Annotated in this window: 20 protein-coding genes; 9 read left to right on the top strand and 11 right to left on the bottom strand. The window is 66.0% G+C overall.

The features are described 5' to 3' along the window. The 6 genes from AC1DYI_RS00855 to AC1DYI_RS00830 form a co-directional block, all read right to left on the bottom strand. Positions 1-1,028 (bottom strand): AMP-binding protein (locus AC1DYI_RS00855; RefSeq protein WP_477202178.1); only part of this gene is annotated, 1,028 nt, incomplete at its 3' end. Then, positions 1,021-1,638 carry a COG4648 family protein gene (locus AC1DYI_RS00850; protein ID WP_477202177.1) on the bottom strand — a complete coding sequence of 206 codons (618 nt, stop codon included), beginning with the start codon at positions 1,636-1,638 and terminating at the stop codon, positions 1,021-1,023. The genes AC1DYI_RS00850 and AC1DYI_RS00855, both read right to left, overlap by 8 nt. Next, complete coding sequence (locus AC1DYI_RS00845; protein WP_477202176.1) at positions 1,619-1,876, bottom strand: acyl carrier protein; 258 nt, start codon at positions 1,874-1,876, stop codon at positions 1,619-1,621. Before AC1DYI_RS00845 ends, AC1DYI_RS00850 begins: the two co-directional genes overlap by 20 nt. 35 nt (positions 1,877-1,911) lie before the next feature. Then, a complete protein-coding gene (locus AC1DYI_RS00840) occupies positions 1,912-2,175 on the bottom strand; it encodes a phosphopantetheine-binding protein (RefSeq protein ID WP_477202175.1) in 264 nt (87 codons plus the stop codon). Continuing rightward, positions 2,159-2,938, bottom strand: a complete 780-nt coding sequence (locus tag AC1DYI_RS00835) for a lysophospholipid acyltransferase family protein (protein WP_477202174.1) — start codon at positions 2,936-2,938, stop codon at positions 2,159-2,161. Before AC1DYI_RS00835 ends, AC1DYI_RS00840 begins: the two co-directional genes overlap by 17 nt. Continuing rightward, on the bottom strand, positions 2,931-3,692 hold the full coding sequence (locus tag AC1DYI_RS00830; protein WP_477202173.1) for a beta-ketoacyl synthase chain length factor: 762 nt from the start codon (positions 3,690-3,692) through the stop codon (positions 2,931-2,933). The genes AC1DYI_RS00835 and AC1DYI_RS00830 overlap by 8 nt, the downstream gene beginning before the upstream one ends. A 252-nt stretch (positions 3,693-3,944) precedes the next feature. On the opposite strand from AC1DYI_RS00830, the gene AC1DYI_RS00825 reads away from it, so the two are divergent. From AC1DYI_RS00825 to AC1DYI_RS00805, 5 genes are all read left to right on the top strand, one after another. Beyond that, the gene (locus AC1DYI_RS00825) at positions 3,945-4,871 is read left to right on the top strand and encodes a ParB/RepB/Spo0J family partition protein (protein ID WP_477202172.1); all 927 of its coding nucleotides are present in this window, start codon (positions 3,945-3,947) and stop codon (positions 4,869-4,871) included. Positions 4,872-5,278: 407 nt separating this feature from the next. Further along, complete coding sequence (locus AC1DYI_RS00820; RefSeq protein WP_477202171.1) at positions 5,279-7,201, top strand: PrkA family serine protein kinase; 1,923 nt, start codon at positions 5,279-5,281, stop codon at positions 7,199-7,201. Positions 7,202-7,238: 37 nt separating this feature from the next. Continuing rightward, complete coding sequence (locus AC1DYI_RS00815; RefSeq protein WP_477202170.1) at positions 7,239-8,522, top strand: YeaH/YhbH family protein; 1,284 nt, start codon at positions 7,239-7,241, stop codon at positions 8,520-8,522. Positions 8,523-8,566: 44 nt separating this feature from the next. Next, a complete protein-coding gene (locus tag AC1DYI_RS00810) occupies positions 8,567-10,135 on the top strand; it encodes a SpoVR family protein (protein ID WP_477202181.1) in 1,569 nt (522 codons plus the stop codon). Between the two features lie 298 nt (positions 10,136-10,433). Continuing rightward, complete coding sequence (locus tag AC1DYI_RS00805; protein WP_477202169.1) at positions 10,434-11,324, top strand: hypothetical protein; 891 nt, start codon at positions 10,434-10,436, stop codon at positions 11,322-11,324. Between the two features lie 187 nt (positions 11,325-11,511). Here AC1DYI_RS00805 and AC1DYI_RS00800 read toward each other — a convergent pair whose 3' ends face one another. From AC1DYI_RS00800 to AC1DYI_RS00780, 5 genes are all read right to left on the bottom strand, one after another. After that, a complete protein-coding gene (locus tag AC1DYI_RS00800) occupies positions 11,512-12,918 on the bottom strand; it encodes an FAD-binding oxidoreductase (RefSeq protein ID WP_477202168.1) in 1,407 nt (468 codons plus the stop codon). A 74-nt stretch (positions 12,919-12,992) separates the two neighbouring features. Next, on the bottom strand, positions 12,993-14,294 hold the full coding sequence (locus AC1DYI_RS00795; protein ID WP_477202167.1) for an RNA polymerase sigma factor: 1,302 nt from the start codon (positions 14,292-14,294) through the stop codon (positions 12,993-12,995). Beyond that, on the bottom strand, positions 14,291-14,701 hold the full coding sequence (locus AC1DYI_RS00790; protein ID WP_477202166.1) for a VOC family protein: 411 nt from the start codon (positions 14,699-14,701) through the stop codon (positions 14,291-14,293). The genes AC1DYI_RS00795 and AC1DYI_RS00790 overlap by 4 nt, the downstream gene beginning before the upstream one ends. A gap of 16 nt (positions 14,702-14,717) precedes the next feature. Continuing rightward, positions 14,718-15,131, bottom strand: coding sequence for a YciI family protein (locus AC1DYI_RS00785; protein ID WP_477202165.1), 414 nt, complete (start codon positions 15,129-15,131; stop codon positions 14,718-14,720). 114 nt (positions 15,132-15,245) lie between these two features. Continuing rightward, positions 15,246-15,611, bottom strand: a complete 366-nt coding sequence (locus AC1DYI_RS00780; RefSeq protein ID WP_477202164.1) for a YciI family protein — start codon at positions 15,609-15,611, stop codon at positions 15,246-15,248. A gap of 347 nt (positions 15,612-15,958) precedes the next feature. Between AC1DYI_RS00780 and AC1DYI_RS00775 the strand changes: the two genes are divergently transcribed. The 4 genes from AC1DYI_RS00775 to AC1DYI_RS00760 all read left to right on the top strand — a co-directional run bounded on the left by AC1DYI_RS00775 (position 15,959) and on the right by AC1DYI_RS00760 (position 17,854). Next, positions 15,959-16,138 carry a hypothetical protein gene (locus tag AC1DYI_RS00775; RefSeq protein ID WP_477202163.1) on the top strand — a complete coding sequence of 60 codons (180 nt, stop codon included), beginning with the start codon at positions 15,959-15,961 and terminating at the stop codon, positions 16,136-16,138. A gap of 23 nt (positions 16,139-16,161) precedes the next feature. Beyond that, a complete protein-coding gene (locus tag AC1DYI_RS00770) occupies positions 16,162-16,395 on the top strand; it encodes a hypothetical protein (protein ID WP_477202162.1) in 234 nt (77 codons plus the stop codon). Between the two features lie 9 nt (positions 16,396-16,404). Further along, positions 16,405-16,695 (top strand): hypothetical protein, encoded by a 291-nt coding sequence (locus tag AC1DYI_RS00765; RefSeq protein ID WP_477202161.1) that lies wholly within the window; start codon positions 16,405-16,407, stop codon positions 16,693-16,695. Positions 16,696-16,798: 103 nt separating this feature from the next. Beyond that, positions 16,799-17,854 (top strand): hypothetical protein, encoded by a 1,056-nt coding sequence (locus AC1DYI_RS00760; protein WP_477202160.1) that lies wholly within the window; start codon positions 16,799-16,801, stop codon positions 17,852-17,854. Positions 17,855-17,869 lie beyond the last annotated feature (15 nt).

The raw sequence follows: 17,869 nt of genomic DNA, 5'->3' as shown, positions 1-17,869 counted from the left end.
AAACTGGCACCCGACGGATCGTCGGGCAGCGGCCGCACGCGGTCGCTGGTCGTGTACCAATCCCCATCGGGCAGATGGCCGGAACGCACTTCGAGCAACTCGCCGTTGATGCGCCAGTCGATGCCGGGCAAGGCATGCCAGTGGTCACCATGTTGCGCCCGCTGGCGCCACGCGATGCCACCGGTCTCCGAGCTGCCGAAGACCTCGATCGGCGAGTGACCGAGCCGGGCCAGCGAGTCCGTTGCCGCTTCGGGCGGCAGCGGGCCGCCGGACGAGAACACGGCGCGCAGCGCGCCGACGCAGGTGGCCAACGCCGGCTCGTCGGGAATGCGGCGCAGGTGGGCGGGGCTGGCGATGAGCAGGCCGGGGCCATCGGCCAACGCGGCGGGCAATGCTTCCAGGTAGTCCAGCCGACGGCCCAGGAAGGGGCGCCCCGCGGCGAGCGACCACAGCACCTGGAACAGCAGGCCATAGATGTGCTGGTGCGAGACCGTGGTCACGACGTTGGCCGGGCCATCGGCGTCGACACGCGCGCCAAATGCCGCTTGCAACGTGTGCATCTCGGCGTCCAGCTGGGCCAGGCTCTTGGCAATCGCCTCGGGTTCGCCGCTGGAACCGGAGGTGTAGACGATCAGCCGGGTACGCTGCAGATCCAGTGGCAGGCGCGCCTGGGGGCTGGGCGCCGCAGGTGCATCGGGCAGGGCGCCAGGCAACTGGCCAAGCGTTCCGTCGACCTCGGCTGCCAGCCGCGCCAGCGTGGCCGCCTGCATGTCACCAGGCAGCAGCACTGTCTTGCCGGCGTGCCAGGCGCCGAACAGCATCGCAGCGAAATCCGTGCTGTCGTCGCTGAACAGGGCCCAGCGATGGCCAGGTTCGGTGGCCAGGCGTGCCTGCCAGGCATCGACACGGGCCAGGAAATCGGTGCGGGTCAGCCGCTGGTCACCGCGGCGCGCAAAGGCGCGGTCGGCCAGCCCCGGTCGCACGGCAACCTCGGGCAGCGGCAGCCAGATGGGTTTGGAATCAGCCATGGGTCGCGCCTGTCAGGGCCGCCTGGCCGGCAGCCACTCGCGCCTTCAGGCGCCGGCGCAGCAGCCACTCGCCGGCGAACATCGCGCCGATCAGCAGGTAGGCGATGAAGCCGTTGTACAGCGCCCAGGCTTCGGTCGACAGCCACAGTGCGGTGGCCGCGGCGGCGGTGCCGTTGAACACGAAGAACAGGCACCAGGCTTCGGTGACGCGGCGCGTGTAGGCGACGCCTTCGGGCGGCAGATCTGGCTCGGCCAGGCGCGCCAGCCGCTCGATCACCGGCGGCCCGCGCCACAGGCTGACGCCGAACACCAGCAGCAGCACGGCGTTGACCAGCACCGGGTAGAGCTTGAGCGGCAGCCAGCCTTGGCCGGCCAGGCTGAGGGCCGCCAACAGCGTTGCCCCGGCAGCGGCAGCCCACCACAGCGCCTGCCGTGACACGGCCGCGCGCAGCAGCGCCAGGCCGACCAGCGCAAGCGCAAACCAGCGGGGCTCAACGCGGCCCAGCCCGAAGGCGACCGCGAACGGGTACGCCAGGGTCAGCAGCAGGACCAGCCCGGTCGCGATCGCGCCAGGTCGCAGTCGCCCTGCTTCAGATGGGCGCCGGGTCATTGACCAGGCGGGCCAGCGCGTCCGCCACGTCTTGCACCGTGCGCACCGACTTGAAAGCTTCCGGGTTCAGGCGTTTGCCGACCAGGGGCTTCAAACGCACGATCAGGTCGACAGCGTCGATGCTGTCGATGTCCAGATCTTCATACAACCGCGATTGCGGCTGGATGCGCTCACGCTCGATCTCGAACGTGTCGTGCAAGGTGTTGACGATCGTTTGCAGGATGTCGTCTTGTTTCATGGCGATCCCTAGGGCAATGGTCAGGCGAAGCTGGCTTAGAGCGTGCGTTGCGAGGCCACGAACGCGGCCAGAGCGCGCACGCTGCCAAAGTGGCGGCGGGTTTCCTCGGCGTCGGCCGACATGTGCACGCCATAGCGCTTTTGCAGCGCGAGACCGAGCTCCAGCGCGTCGATCGAGTCCAGGCCCAGGCCTTCGACGAACAGCGGCGCGACGGGGTCGATATCGTCGGGCTGAACGTCCTCCAGCGCCAGAGATGAAATCACGAGTTCCTTGATCTCTTGTTCAAGTGTGGCCTGCAAGGGGAGCCTCCGGGGAAAAGTAAGCGGTCAGATGATCGGTCAGTCGGCGCGCGGCGATGGCTTCGCTCGCACTGTCGGCCAGGAAGGGGGCGACGGCGATGTCTTCGCCGACCTCGAACTCGAGGTGGCAGCGTTTCGCCGGCACGCGGTACCACTTCTCGCCCTTGCCGAGGGTGAGCGGCTGCACGCGGATGCGTACCGGCGTCACGTTGCGTTGTCCGCGCACCGCAATGTTCGCGGCACCGCGCTGCAGCGGCTGGTGGCCGGTGCGCGGCGTGCGGGTGCCTTCGGGAAAGATGATCAGGTTGTTGCCGGCGCGCAACGATCCCACACAGCCCTCGACCATGTCGGTGCCGGAATCGTTGCAAACGTAGCCGGCCGCCCGAACCGGGCCACGGGTGAATGGATTGCGTGCCAGGGCGCCCTTGACGATGCAGTCGGCGCGCTCGACGAACGACATCAGGAACACCACGTCGATCAGGGTCGGGTGGTTGGCCAGGATCAGCAGGCCTTCGCGCTGCAGGCGCTCGGCGCCGCGCAGTTCGAAGGTCAGCACCCCCAGAAGGCGCATCAGCCCGACGAAGAGACGGAAGGCGTGGTGGATGCAGGCACGCGCCCAGCGGGTGCGGCGCTCGCGCTGGGTCACTGCCAAGTTCAGCAGCGGGAAGATCAGGCCGCGCATCAGCAGGCCGCCGACGCCAAAGGCGGCGAAGCAGAAGCCCGTGGCCGCGGTGCGCCACGCCTGGTCCAGCCGTTCAACCATGGCGGCTCCAGCGCCAGCCATGGCCGTCGGCGTTGCGCTGCCAGGCCGGCTGGTCGGATAAGGCGAAACGCAGCAAGGCCAAGCCGAAGGGCAGGCTGGCGTCGATCGCGTCGGGCAGGAGCGGCTCGGGGGCGTCGAGTGCCAGCCGCAGGTGGGCTTCGCCAGGGCGCGGCGCGGCCACCCGCCAGGCCCAGGCGTAGGGGGCCGCCGGCTCATCGGCAAAGCCTGAATAGTCGCCCGGCAGCGGGGCGTCGTAGTGCACCAGCACGACCGAGTCTTCGCCATCGGCGAGCAGACCGGCAGCTTCGATCAGCCCCACGCCGGCGCTGCTGACGCCGCCCGCCAAGGCGCTGTGGTGGGCTCGGTCTCCGCGGGCGATCGACACCATCGCCCCGATCGCGTTGTGCACCGACAAGCCAAACGCGGTGGGCGAAATCGGCTCGCCACGCGCCAGGTCCGCCAGCAAAGCCAACGAGCGTCCGGCGTCGCCGTAGCGCGAGGCATAGACCATCGGGGTATTGGCCACGCTGTCCGTGGCGGGGTCGGCGAGCTCATAGGCCACTTGTGCCGCTGCGCGGCCGAGCGGATTCAGGCGGCGGCGGCTCATCGCCGGCATCGCGGCGAGGGCGGGGGCCTCGTCGTTGCTGGGCGGCAGCGCCGCGTCAGTGGCCGTTGCCCATGCCCGCCAGCGTGCGCGATCGCCCAGAGTGGGCGCCCACGCCGCCCATTCGCGGATGACAAACTCGATGTTCACGGGGGTTGGGCGGCGGCGGCAAGGGTGGGCAGTCGGCGAGCGGCAGCGCTGCGCCATGAAACCCCTGATTGTAAGTAAGTACACCCCGTCATCGCCCCGGTCGCCGCCGCCATCATTGGGGGGAGCCGTCGACAAGGACCGTGTGGTGTTTCACGAAGAAGCGGCTGGCGTCCGGCATTAAGGCGGCGTCGACCAGGCTGTGACTTCGAGGCCGGCCCTGTTTGCGCTTCGTGGGCCGGCGACAATGGCCCGATGGCAACCAAGAAACCCAAAGGCCTGGGCATGGGCCTGGAAGCCTTGCTCGGCCCCAAGGTCAGTGAGTCCGCCTCCGACGCCGCGGCCACTGCAGGCACCCCCACCGTGCTGAAGGTCGGCCAGCTCCAGGCCGGCAAGTACCAGCCGCGCACCCGGATGGACGAAGGCTCGCTGTACGAACTGGCCGAGAGCATCAAGAGCCAGGGCGTGATGCAGCCCATCCTGGTGCGCCCGCTGGGCGCCTCCGACCAGGGCGCCACCGGTGCCGCGCGCTACGAGATCATCGCCGGCGAGCGGCGCTACCGTGCGGCGCAGCTGGCGGGCCTGGGCGAGGTGCCGGTGCTGGTCAAGGTGGTGCCGGACGAAGCCGCCGCCGTGATGGCGCTGATCGAGAACATCCAGCGCGAAGACCTGAACCCGCTGGAAGAGGCGCAAGGCCTGAAGCGCCTGGTCGACGAGTTCGGCTTGACCCACGAACAGGCGGCACAAGCGGTGGGGCGCTCGCGCAGCGCGGCCAGCAACCTGCTGCGTTTGTTGAACCTGGCGGCGCCGGTGCAACAAATGCTGATGGCGGGTGACCTGGACATGGGACACGCACGGGCCCTGTTGCCGCTGGCCAATGCGCAGCAGATCCTGTCTGCCAACGAAATCGTGGCCAAGAAGTTGTCGGTGCGCGACGCCGAGAAGCTGGCCAACAAGGCCTTGAACCCGGGCCGTCAGACACCGCTGCTGCGCGTCGCGCAAGAGAAGTCACGTGACATCGTGCGGCTCGAAGAGCAGCTGGCCGATGCATTGACGGCCGATGTCGAGATTCGTGTGCAGCGCAAGACCAAGCGCGGTGAGCAGGGCGAGATCGCGATCCGCTTCGGTTCGCTCGACGAACTGTCGGGTTTGCTCGACAAGCTGGGTGCACGCGAGCGCTGAGTATTCTGCATCTTCGATGCGCTGCATGTGCAGCGTGCCACGCTGCATGTGGCGTGAATTCATCGGCCCCTAGCCCAGTTGACGCGAAACGAGATATAACGGGTTGACCGCACGGCCCTGCGTGAACGGATGACGCAGGCGGGTCGCGAGAGGATCGCGATTCGACCGCCAATGTCGGTGGGCCGATCTGGTGGACTTGTGGCCCGCTTTTTGCTCGATTGCCTGCAGGAGAGAAGCACAAGCTGTCACCGTCAACGTGCCTTGGTGCGTTGCATGACCTGAAGACCGGAAAGCTCTGATGACGCCCGGGTCCGTACAGCCGGGACGCCATCAGAACTTCCCAGACGCCGCGCCGGAGGGAGCCCCCGCGCAGCGCCGCCCTGACACACATTGACAGGAGGTCTTGCATGGACGTGATGAGCAGCTTCGCCGCCCGGTATGAGCGCACCCGCGAGGAGGAAATCTCTCTTGCGGACTATCTGGCTGAGTGCAAGCGCAACCCGTTGGCCTATGCCACGGCCGCCGAGCGCATGCTCAAGGCCATCGGCGAGCCGCAAATGGTCGACACGCGCAATGACCCGCGCATGTCGCGCCTGTTCGCCAACAAGATCATCAAGGTCTATCCGGCGTTCGCTGAGTTCTATGGCATGGAAGACTCGATCGAGCAGGTCGTGTCGTACTTCCGCCATGCCGCTCAAGGGCTGGAAGAGAAAAAGCAGATCCTGTATCTGCTGGGCCCGGTCGGTGGCGGCAAGAGTTCGATCGCCGAGCGGCTGAAGCAGCTGATGGAGCTGGTGCCGTTCTATGCGATCAAGGGTTCGCCGGTGAACGAATCGCCGCTGGGCTTGTTCAACGCGGACGAAGACGGCGCGTTGCTCGAAAGCGAATACGGCATTCCGCGCCGTTACCTGAACCGCATCATGAGCCCCTGGGCGGTGAAGCGGCTGGAAGAGTACGGCGGCGACATCCGCCAGTTCAAGGTCGTCAAGCGCCACCCGAGTGTCTTGAAGCAGATCGGCGTGACCAAGACCGAGCCGGGCGACGAGAACAACCAGGACATCTCGGCCCTGGTCGGCAAGGTCGACATCCGCAAGCTCGAGACCTACGCCCAGGACGACCCCGATGCCTACAGCTACTCCGGCGGCCTGTGCCTGGCCAACCAGGGGTTGATGGAATTCGTCGAAATGTTCAAGGCACCGATCAAGGTGCTGCACCCGCTGCTGACGGCCACCCAGGAAGGCAACTTCAAGGGCACCGAAGGCTTCGGCGCGATCCCCTTCGACGGCGTCATCCTGGCGCACTCGAACGAGAGCGAGTGGAAGGCCTTCCGCAACAACAAGAACAACGAGGCCTTCCTCGACCGGGTCTACATCGTCAAGGTGCCTTATTGCCTGCGGGTCTCGGAAGAGGTCAAGATCTACGAGAAGCTGGTGCGTGGCTCGTCGCTGGCCGAGGCCAAGTGCGCCCCTGGCACGTTGAAGATGATGAGCCAGTTCGCGATCCTCACCCGGCTGAAGGAACCTGAAAACTCCAGCCTGTACTCCAAGATGCAGGTCTACGACGGAGAGAACCTGAAGGACACCGACCCGCGCGCCAAGAGCTACCAGGAGTACCGCGACTACGCCGGCATGGACGAGGGCATGAGTGGCATCTCGACCCGCTTCGCCTACAAGATCCTGTCCAAGGTCTTCAACTTCGACAGCCAGGAAGTGGCGGCCAACCCGGTGCACCTGATGTACGTGCTCGAGCAGCAGATCGAGCGCGAGCAGTTCCCGCAAGAGCTGGAGCAGAAGTACGTCGCCTTCATCAAGGAGCAGCTGGCCCCGCGCTACGCCGAGTTCATCGGCAAGGAGATCCAGACCGCCTACCTCGAAAGCTACAGCGAGTACGGCCAGAACATCTTCGACCGCTATGTCACCTATGCCGACTACTGGATTCAGGACCAGGAGTACCGCGACACCGACACCGGTGAAGTCTTCGACCGTGCCAGCCTGAACGGGGAGCTGGAGAAGATCGAGAAGCCGGCCGGCATCGCCAACCCGAAGGACTTCCGCAACGAGATCGTCAACTTCGTGTTGCGTGCTCGCGCCAACAACGCCGGCAACAACCCGGTCTGGACGAGCTACGAGAAGCTGCGGGCGGTGATCGAGAAAAAGATGTTCTCGAACACCGAAGAGTTGCTGCCGGTGATCAGCTTCAACGCCAAGGCCAGCGCCGACGAGGCCAAGAAGCACGAAGACTTCGTGCAACGCATGGTCGAGAAGGGCTACACGGCGAAGCAGGTCCGCCTGCTGTGCGAGTGGTACCTGCGCGTTCGGAAATCTTCTTGAAGACGAGCCGTTCCGACCATAACTGACGAGGGACGCGATGCTTCAGCAGATCATCGACCGCAGGCTGGCTGGCAAGAACAAGTCGATAGGCAACCGCGAGCGTTTCCTGCGCCGCCACAAGGACCAGATCCGCGAGGCGGTCAAGCGCGCGGTCGATGGCCGCGGCATCCGCGACCTGGAACGCGGCGAAGAGGTGCGCATCCCGAAGAAGGACATCTCCGAGCCGGTGTTCCACCACGGCCAAGGCGGCAAGCGCGAGATGGTCCATCCGGGCAACAAGGAGTACGTCACCGGTGACCGCATCCAGCGCCCCAAGGGGGGCGGCGGGCAGGGCAGTGGCAAGGGTCAGGCCAGCGATTCGGGCGAAGGTGAAGACGACTTCACCTTCGCCTTGAGCAAGGAAGAGTTCATGCAGGTCTTCTTTGAAGACCTGGCCTTGCCGCACCTGGTGAAGACGCAGCTCGCCGACGTGCCGGAGTGGAAGACACACCGTGCCGGCTACTCCAGCGACGGCACGCCGAACAACCTGCACATCGTGCGCTCGATGCGCGGCGCTCTGAGCCGCCGCATCGCGCTCGGCGGTGACGCCCGGCGCGAGTTGCATGCGTTGGAAGAGCGTGTGGCCGAGATCAAGCGCCATCACTCGACCGACCCGGTCGCGTTGAAGGAAATGGCGGAGGCCGAAAAACGCATTATCGAGTTGCGCGGCAAGCTGTCGGGCATCCCCTTTCTCGACCCGATCGACCTGCGCTTTCGCAACCGCGTTCGGGTGCCGGTGCCCAGCAGCAAGGCGGTGATGTTCTGCCTGATGGACGTCTCGGGCTCGATGGACGAGGCGCGCAAGGACCTGGCCAAGCGCTTCTTCATCATCCTGTACCTGTTCCTGACCAAGCACTACGAGAAGATCGACCTGGTCTTCATCCGCCACCACACGCAGGCCCAAGAGGTCAGCGAGGAGGATTTCTTCCACGCTCGAGAAACCGGCGGCACGGTGGTCTCCAGCGCGCTCGAATTGATGAACGACATCGTCAAGGCGCGCTACCACCCGGGCGAGTGGAACATCTACGGCGCCCAGGCCAGCGACGGTGACAACTGGCACCACGATTCCGGCCGCTGCCGCGAGCTGCTGGCCGAGAAGCTGCTGCCCGCTTGCCGCTACTACGCGTATGTCCAGGTGGCCGAAGAAGAGCAGAACCTCTGGGAGGAATACACCCGCCTGGTCGAGACGCACAAGCACTTCGCGATGCGCAAGGCCACTGAAGCTTCACAGATCTATCCGGTGTTTCGAGACCTCTTCAAGAAGGAAGGGGCACCGAAGTGACCGAGTACTCACAGGACCGCCGTTTCGTGCACAACGCTTCGAAGATTCCGACCGCGGGCGACCGGCGCAAACCGCGCAGCGCGCTCGATGGCCCCCTGCCCCCGCCGACCCGGCCAGAGCGGCCGCTGGAAGACCCGAGCGACTGGTCGTTCGAGCTGATCGAGCAGTACCACGAGATCATCAAGGCCACCGCCCGGCGCTTCGGCCTGGACACCTACCCGAACCAGCTCGAGATCATCACTGCCGAGCAGATGATGGACGCCTACGCCAGCGTGGGCATGCCGGTGAACTACCGCCACTGGAGCTACGGCAAGGAGTTCATCTCGACCGAGAAGAACTACCGTCGCGGCCACATGGGCCTGGCCTACGAGATCGTCATCAACTCGAACCCCTGCATCAGCTATCTGATGGAGGAGAACACGATGGCGATGCAGGCGCTGGTGATCGCCCACGCCGCCTACGGTCACAACAGCTTCTTCAAGGGCAACTACCTGTTCCGCATGTGGACCGACGCGTCGTCGATCATCGACTACCTGGTCTACGCCAAAAACTACATCACCGAGTGCGAAGAACGCCACGGCGTGGGCACGGTCGAGGAATTCATCGATTCCTGCCACGCGCTGCAAAACCATGGCGTGGACCGCTACCGCCGGCCGAGCAAGAAGTCGCTCGCCGAAGAACTGGCCATGCGCAAGGACCGCGAGCAGTACGCACAGCAGCAGGTCAACGACATCTGGCGCACCCTGCCCAAGCGGATCGAGAAGGCCGAAGAAGCCCAGCAGACGCGACGCTTCCCGGAAGACCCGGAAGAGAACCTGCTGTACTTCATCGAGAAGAACGCGCCGCTGCTGGAGCCTTGGCAGCGCGAGGTGGTGCGCATCGTGCGCAAGATCGCGCAGTACTTCTACCCGCAGCGCCAGACCCAGGTGATGAACGAAGGCTGGGCCACCTTCTGGCACCACAAGATTCTCAACACGATGTACGACGACGGCTTCCTGACCGACGGCGTGATGATCGAATGGCTGAAGTCGCACACCAACGTCGTCTACCAGCCCAAGGTCGGTGACCGCAACTACTCCGGCATCAACCCCTACGCGCTCGGCTTCGCGATGTACACGGACATCAAGCGCATCTGCGAGAACCCGACCGAAGAGGACCACGCCTGGTTCCCCACCATCGCCGGCAAGCCCTGGCTGCCGACCTTGGACCAGGCGATGCGCAACTTCAAGGACGAAAGTTTCGTGGGCCAGTACCTGAGCCCGAAGCTGATGCGCGACTTCCGCCTGTTTCAGATCACCGACGACGAGAAGGACAGCGAGATCGAGGTCAGCGCGATCCACGATGACAGCGGCTACCGCCGCGTGCGCGAAGCCCTGTCACGCCAGTACGACCTCGGCGCGCGCGAGCCCAACATCCAGGTCTGGAACGTCAACCTGCGCGGCGACCGCTCGCTGACCTTGCGCCACACCCAGCACAACGACCGCCCACTCGACGACGGCGCGCATGAGGTGCTGAAGCACGCGGCGCGGCTTTGGGGCTTTGGGGTGCAGCTCGAAAGCGTCAACGCCAAGGGCGATGTGACGCGGCGGTGGAGCGTGCCGGCGCCGAGTTGAGGCCCCCACGGCCCCTTCCGGGGCCTGCTCCAGGGGGCTCGCGTAGCGGACCGGCAAGCCGGATTTGCGCATGCCACTTGATCACGAGCGGCGCTGCGCCCGTTCGTAAAGGCCAGCGCCGAGGTCGCCTGAACTGACGGGCCACAGCGACTCCGTCGGGGCGCAGCTTTGCTGGCTCGCGCCGAACCGAAGAGGGACGCCGGCATAATTTTGATCGTCTCCGAACCGGGTGAGGGCCCGTGCGAGGGATGGCTGTCGCCTGTTTTCTCACCCAAATTGAATAACTCCGGAGGTTTTGATGTCCCCGAACGAAATGGAATTGGTCATCGCGACGCTGCAGGAGCGAGTCGTTTCCTTGGAATCGACATTGCGCGGGCGCGATGTGGCGCGGCGGCGCCAGACGAAGGTGGCGATTTCGTTCCTCGGTGCGTCATTGGCACTGGTGGCCGGCGCGGCGATCGCGGTGACGGTTGGCGGCGTCAATCTGTATTCGATCATGGACTTTTCCGCGACAGTGCCCACGCTCCCTTCGCTGAATACGTCGGTGCGTTGGACGCGCACCGACCCGGCGGGCGTGGAACCCGGTCATACCAACGAGATCCTCTCGCTGGTGGCAGAGGCGACCCAGACCAATTCATTTACCTGGCCGCTGTTCATCCAGCTCACGGGAACCAACAGCCCGGACGCCAAGCTGGAGACGTCCCAAAGTACGGGGGCCAACGTTCGTTCGTTCCAGCGAAGCACGGGCAGCCCGTGGATGGCCGGCTACCACGGCGAGTTGTTCCATGGCCTGGACAGTCTGGGCGGATCGACCATCGCAACGAACGGCACCAGCATCCTCTACAACGGCGAGTTGACGTCAATGACCTCGACCGGTAGCACCATCGGCTTGAACATCCTCAACACGAAAAAATCCGCCGTACCGGGCACCCACGCGATCCAGATTCAGCCGGGCAGCAAGGGCTGGAACAACGGTATCCATTTCGGTTCCGGCGCCACGGGCAATATCGGCATCAATTTCGACGCCGCCACCTACAACATGGGCATCGACCTGGGTGCGAACAGTCTGCGCTTGAACGGCAACCAGAAAATCATCCTCGAGAAAACGGGACAGGTTTTCCTTCGCTACAACACCACGAACGGCATGGTGGAGATCGTCAAAGGCGGAAACGTCGTCGCGGCCTGGTGACGCTGAGATCGTTGAAGTCGAAGGACATGGCCAGACGCGACCAGCCGGCGTGTTGCGGCATGACCAGGTGCATCGGCATTTCTTGCCCGAGGCGCGCTTCGCCAGATCTACGGCGGTGTCGTCGCAATCGCGATCAAGCATTGAACCGCCGGCGCAAGCGGGCGGCGCATCGCCCGTCGGAAGCCGCTCAACCAAGCTGGAAGATCTTCCCCGGGTTCATTATGTTGCGCGGGTCCAGCGCGCGCTTGATGTCGCGCATCATCGCCACCGCACCGGCGCCGGCCTCTTCGAGCAGGAAGCCTTGCTTGTGCAAGCCCACGCCGTGCTCGCCGGTGCAGGTGCCTTCGAGTCGCAAGGCGCGCTGCACCAGCTGGTGGTTCAGCCGTTCGGCCAGCTCGCGTTCGTCGGGCCGGTTCGGGTCGATCAGGTAGGCGACGTGGAAATTTCCGTCGCCGACATGGCCGACAATGAAGTAGGGCAGGCCGGAGGCTTCGACCTCGGCCACTGAATCGACGATGCACTCGGCCAGCCGCGAGATCGGTACGCAAGCGTCGGTGGTGACCGCGCGGCAGCCGGGCTTCATCTGTAGGCCTGATAGGTAGGCGCGGTGCCGCGCGGTCCACAGGCGGGTTCGTGCCTCCGGCGTGGTGGCCCATTCAAAGGATTGGCCACCGAACTCCGCAGCGATCTCCTGCACCGTTTCGGCCTGCTCCTTGACCCCATCATCGCTGCCATGGAACTCCATCAGCAACATCGGCGACTCGGTCAGCGTCATCTTCTCGGCCCGATTGACGGCGCGAATCGCGTTCGCGTCCAGCAACTCGCAGCGTGCGATCGGCACGCCCATCTGGATGATCTGGATCGTCGTGTTGACGGCGCTGGCGACATCGGGGAAATGGCAGACCGCGGCCGAGACGGCCTGCGGCAGCGGGTACAGCTTCAGCGTGATCTCGGTCATCACGCCCAGCGTGCCCTCGCTGCCGACGAACAGGCGTGTCAGGTCGTAGCCGGCACTCGACTTGCGCGCCCGGGTGCCGGTGTGCAGCACCTCGCCCGAGGCAGTGACGACCGTCAACGCCAACACGTTCTCGCGCATCGTGCCGTAGCGCACCGCGTTCGTGCCCGAGGCCCGCGTGGCGGCCATGCCACCGATCGAAGCATTGGCGCCCGGGTCGATCGGGAAGAACAACCCAGTGTCGCGCACTTCGCGGTTCAACTGCTCACGCAGCACGCCGGCCTGCACGGTCACCGTCAGATCTTCGGCATTGACCCGCAACACTTGGTCCATGCGCGATACGTCGATGCTGATGCCGCCCTGCACCGCCAGCAGGTGACCTTCAAGCGATGAGCCGGCACCATACGGAATCACCGGCACGCCGTGCTCGTTGGCCAACCTGACCACGAACGCGACGTCCTCGGTCGACTCGGCGAAGACCACCGCGGCGGGGGGCGGCACGTCGAACGGCGACTCGTCGCGGCCGTGTTGCTCGCGCACCGCGAGTGCCGTGGACAGGCGCCCGCCGAAGCGAGCGGCGAGGGCGTCGCGGACGCCCGCTGGCAAAGGCCGGCCAGCAACTTCAACCGGGTTCGTCATGCGCGCATTGTGAGCCTGTCGCCCACCTTTGTGACGGGCGGGTCATGGTCATCACGGGCGCGATTTCTGCCGACTCAATGTGCACCGTTGCTCTGATGGGCGCGATCGTGGAGCAAGGCCTTTTCGCGCTCATTGGTGGCCATGGCTGCAGCGCGCAGGAACTCTGCGCGCGCTTCGCTGTGTCGACCCAGCTTGGCGAGCATGTCACCGCGCACGGCCGGCAGCCACTGATATTTCTTCAGCGCCGGTTCGCCCACCAAGGTGTCAACGATCGCCAGCCCCGCAGCCGGGCCAAACGCCATGGCGACCGCGACCGCCCGGTTGAGTTCGACCACCGGCGACGGCGTGACATGTGTCAATGCGTCATACAGCGCGGCGATACGCGCCCAGTCGGTGTCGGGCGCAGTGGGCGCTCGAGCGTGACAGGCGGCGATCGCGGCTTGCAGCGCGTAGGGACCGAGGGCACGCTTCTGCTGCCCGGCTAGCTGTTCCGCGCGTCCCAGCGCCGCGAGACCGCGACGGATCAGCATGTGGTCCCAACGTGCGCGATTCTGGTCCGCCAGCAGGACGGGTCTGCCCTCTTCGTCGGTGCGTGCAGCCGTACGCGAGGCCTGGATTTCCAGCAGCGCGGCCAAGCCGTGGGCCTCGGGCTCGTGAGCCGCCAGTTCGGCCAGCATGCGTGCGAGCCTTAGCGCCTCGTCGCACAGCGCAGGGCGCATCCAGTCATCGCCGACGGTGGCGGTGTAGCCTTCGTTGAAGATCAGGTAGACGACCTCCAGCACCGAGGCCAGCCGTGGCGCCAGTTCGTCGCCGCGAGGCACCTCGAAGGGCACCCGCGCTTCGGCCAGCGAGCGTTTGGCGCGAACGATGCGCTGCGCGATCGTCGGCTCGGGTACCAGGTAGGCGCGGGCGATTTCGGCGGTCGTCAGGCCGCCTAGCAGCTTCAATGTCAGCGCGACACGCGCTTCGGGTGACAGCAGCGGGTGGCAGGCGGTGAAGACCAGCCGCAGCAGGTCATCGCCGATGTCGTCCTGCCGGGCCGCATCCAGCGCGTCGACGAAATCCGGCACGACCAGGGCCTCGCGCGCCTCCAGGTCGAGTCCGATCTGTTCGAGCTTGGCGGCCAGGTTCTTGTCGCGCCGCAAGCGGTCCAGCGCGCGATGCTTGGCGGTGGTCATCAGCCAGGCTCCTGGGTTCGCCGGCACGCCGTCCGCCGGCCAGTGCTCGAGCGCGGCAACCAGCGCGTCCTGCGCCAGTTCTTCGGCCAGGCCGATGTCGCGCACCATGCGTGCGACACCGGCCACGATGCGCGCTTGCTCGATGCGCCAGACCGCGTCGATCGCACGGTGGGTGGCCGCTTGCGTTGGCGTGGTCATGCCGACGGTGGCACGGCGTTCGGGTCCATGTGCATCAGCTCCCAGATGTGGCCGTCCGGGTCTTCGAAGCCGTGGCCGTACATGAAGCCGTGGTCTTGTGGGGCCCGGGGCGCCGTGCCGCCGGCTGCCAGCGCCTTGGCCACCAGCGTGTCGACATCGGCTCGGCTGCTGCACGACAGGCACACCAGCACCTCGGTGGTTCGGGTCGCGTCGGCGATCGGCTTACCGGTGAAGGTCTGGAAAAAGGGCTCGGCCAGCAGCATCACGTAGATCGTGTCGGACACCACCATGCACAACGCGGTGTCATTGCTGAACTGCGGGTTGAAGCTGTAGCCGAGGGCCGAGAAGAAGGCGCGGCTGCGCTCGACATTCATGACCGGCAGGTTGACATAGATTTGGGTGGGCATCGGGTCCTCCGGGCGTTCAGTGGTTGCCGACTTCCATGTCCTTGAAGCGCTGCACGGCTTCGTTGGGCGTGAAGTCGTCCAGCTCGAACAGCTGCCGGACCTCGATCTCGCAGTCCATCTCAGCGCCAAAGGGCGCCGGGAAACGCCGCGCCCATTCCATGGCTTCTTCACGCGAGCGGGTCTGAATCAGCGTGTAGCCGGCGATCAGTTCCTTGGTCTCGGCGAACGGCCCGTCGACCAGCGTCGGGCGCCCGCCGAGGTAGCGCACGCGCCAACCTTGGGCGCTGGGCTTCAGGCCGTTGGCATCGAGCAGCGCGCCGGCTTTGGCCAACTGCTCGTGGTAGGTGGCCATTGCGGCCATCAGGCTGTCTTCGGGCATCGCGCCCGATTCGCTCACCGCATTGGCGCGGACCATGATCATGAAACGCATCACTGTTCTCCTTCAACTCCAGGGGTGGATATCACCACGACGAAGCAGACGGGCCCATTTCGACAATGGGCCCGCCAAAAGGTGAAAAGAGATTCGCGGCGCGCCGCCGCGGGGTCAGGCGTTCGACTCTTCGAAGCAGGGCGATACCGGGCGGACCTCGACCGTGGCCCATTCGGCCGCCGGGCAGCGGCGGGCGATCTCCAGGGCTTCCTCGGAGCCGGCGCAGTCCACCAGGTAGAAGCCGCCGACCATTTCTTTCGCCTCGGCGAATGGGCCATCGAGCAACTGGACCTGGCCCTTGCGCACCTGCACCCGCGTAGCCTTGGCCGGCGTGGCGAGCGATTCGACGGCGAGCAGCTTGCCTTCGGCCTGCAAGGCGTCGCCGAACTGCCGCATGCGGGCGTAGGCCTGCTCACCTTCGGGGCGGGTCCGCGCCTCGCGCTGGCCGGTGGGTTCGACGATCAACAGCATGTAGCGCATGAGAATTTCCCTTCGGATGAGTCGCGTGCGAGGTGGATCCGCAGGATTTGATCATGGGCGACCGGCTCCGTGCACCCGGCGGCAGGCCTACGCGTTTGCGGGGTATTCACCCAGGGACCCAAGCATGCGTTCACTGATCTTCGCGGCCATCGGCGTGTGGGCGGCGGCCGCCTCGATGGCGGCCACGGTTTGCCCACCCGACCTGCCGCGCCCCGAAGGCCTGCGCCACGTGCTGGTGGCAGCGCCTGACCGGGCGCCCGCCGGCCTGCGGCCCCTGGTCATCCTGCTGCACGGACACGGCGGCAGTGCCGCGCAGTTGCTGGGGCAGCAACGCACCGTTAGCGCCCATGTCGGTCTGGCTGCTGGCCGCGCCGGACGGCTTGAAAGGCGCCGACGGCCATCCGGGCCGGAACGCCTGCCGCAGCGATGCCGCGAACAACCCGCGCAGCGACGACGTCGGGTTGTTGGCGGCCCTGATCGACGAGATGGTGCCCGCCACCAGGCTGATCCTGCGCGTGTGTTCCTGATGGGCATGTCCAACGGCGGGATGATGGCTTTTCGCGCCGCCGCGCTGGGGCCGCGGCTGGCGGCTTTCGCCACAGTGAGCGCGGCCATGTCGGCGGAGATGGGCTGCACGTCGACCGCCACGCCGGTGCCCGCGCTGATCGTCTCCGGCACGGCCGATCCGTTGGTGCCCTATGCCGGCGGCGAAGTGCACTTCATGAGCCGCGTCTCGCGCTGCCAGGTGATCGGGGTAGAGCAGTCGGTGGCCTTCTGGCGCTAGCTGGCTTGTTTGCCGACCGAGCCTTCGAGGCGCGAATCCCTGTCGCATCGCGACCCGGCTGATCCCACGCGGGCCGAACGCATCGTCTGGGGCGCCGATCCGGCGAAGCTGCAGGTCGAACTGCTGCGCATCGAAGGTGGCGGTCACATCGAACCTAGCGCCAGCGAGCGACCCCGGTGCCTCTACACCTCGATCGTCGGAGCACAGAACGGCGACGTCGACGTGACCGGAGAGGCGCTCGCCTTTTTCAAGGGCAGGCGAGCGGCGGTGCCGCCAACCTCCCCTCAGCAAATTCGTTGAGGGCTTGCCGGCGGACTCGGGTACAAAGCACGCGCGTCGGGCTTGCGAGAGGCCCGGCGCCTTGCACTGCCTGCCTCGCGCATTCACCAAACTGCAGATTCACATGACATCAAAAAAGGGATTCGGCGCGGCTTCCGCGCTGGTTGCATTCGTTCTCACTGGCGCCGCGGCCCAGGCTGAGGCGGCCTACACGTTCACCACGTTCGACACGTTTGGCGGGAGCTGGAGCGTCGGCTTGGCCGTGAACAGCGCCGGCGTGGTCGTGGGCACCTCCGCCCAGCCGCCCGACAACAACGATCCGCCGAATGAGCCCTCGCGCGCCGCCAAATGGAACGGACCGACCGGCGTCGACCTCGGCACGCTGGGTGGCGCCTACGGTTCGGCGAACGGCATCAACGACGGCGGGACGATCGTCGGCAGCACCAACCTTTCGAACGACGTCGCAAGCCATGCGACGCTCTGGCGCGCCGACGGCACGATGGTCGACCTGGGAACGTTGGGCGGTCTGGACAGCAGCGCGTTCGCCATCAACAAGGCTGGCGTCGTGGTCGGATTTTCCAATGTGGCTGGCACCAGTGGCCGCTTTGTCCCCGTTGTCTGGCGCAATGGCCAGATCAAGGCCTTGAAGTCGCTGGGCGGTGGCTACAGCGCCGCCATGGCCATCAGCAACAAGGGCAACTACATCGCCGGCCGAAGCAGCGACACGGGCGGGGCGAATCACGCGGTCGTCTGGAAAGACGGCGCTCTGACCGACCTGGGCGAGAACCGTTTCCTCTTCGGCATCAATTCGTCGGGAACGGCAGTCGGCTACGCGCCGCCGCAATCGCAGGGCGTGACGACGGTGGAGGCGACCGCGTGGAATGGCGCGACGCCGACCTCCCTGGGCTGCCTGCGCAAGGACTTCCAGTGCATCGCCAACGCGATCAATGACAGTGGCACGATCGTCGGCGAAAGCCGCCCCGAGGGCAGCAACTACAACCGCGCAGTCATGTGGACGAACGGCAAGGTGGTCGACCTGAACACCAGGCTGGACCAGGCCTCACGCGATGCCGGCTGGACCTTGCTCGACGCTCGGGCCATCAGCAGCAACGGCTCCATTGCCGGCCTGGCCCGCAACACGATCACCGGCGCGGTTCGCGCCTATCTGCTGGCTCGTTGACGGCCCTCGTGGGCG

It is taken from the genome of Ideonella sp. P3_A4 (assembly GCF_056403075.1).
This window is presented reverse-complemented; position numbering and strand designations above follow the sequence as displayed.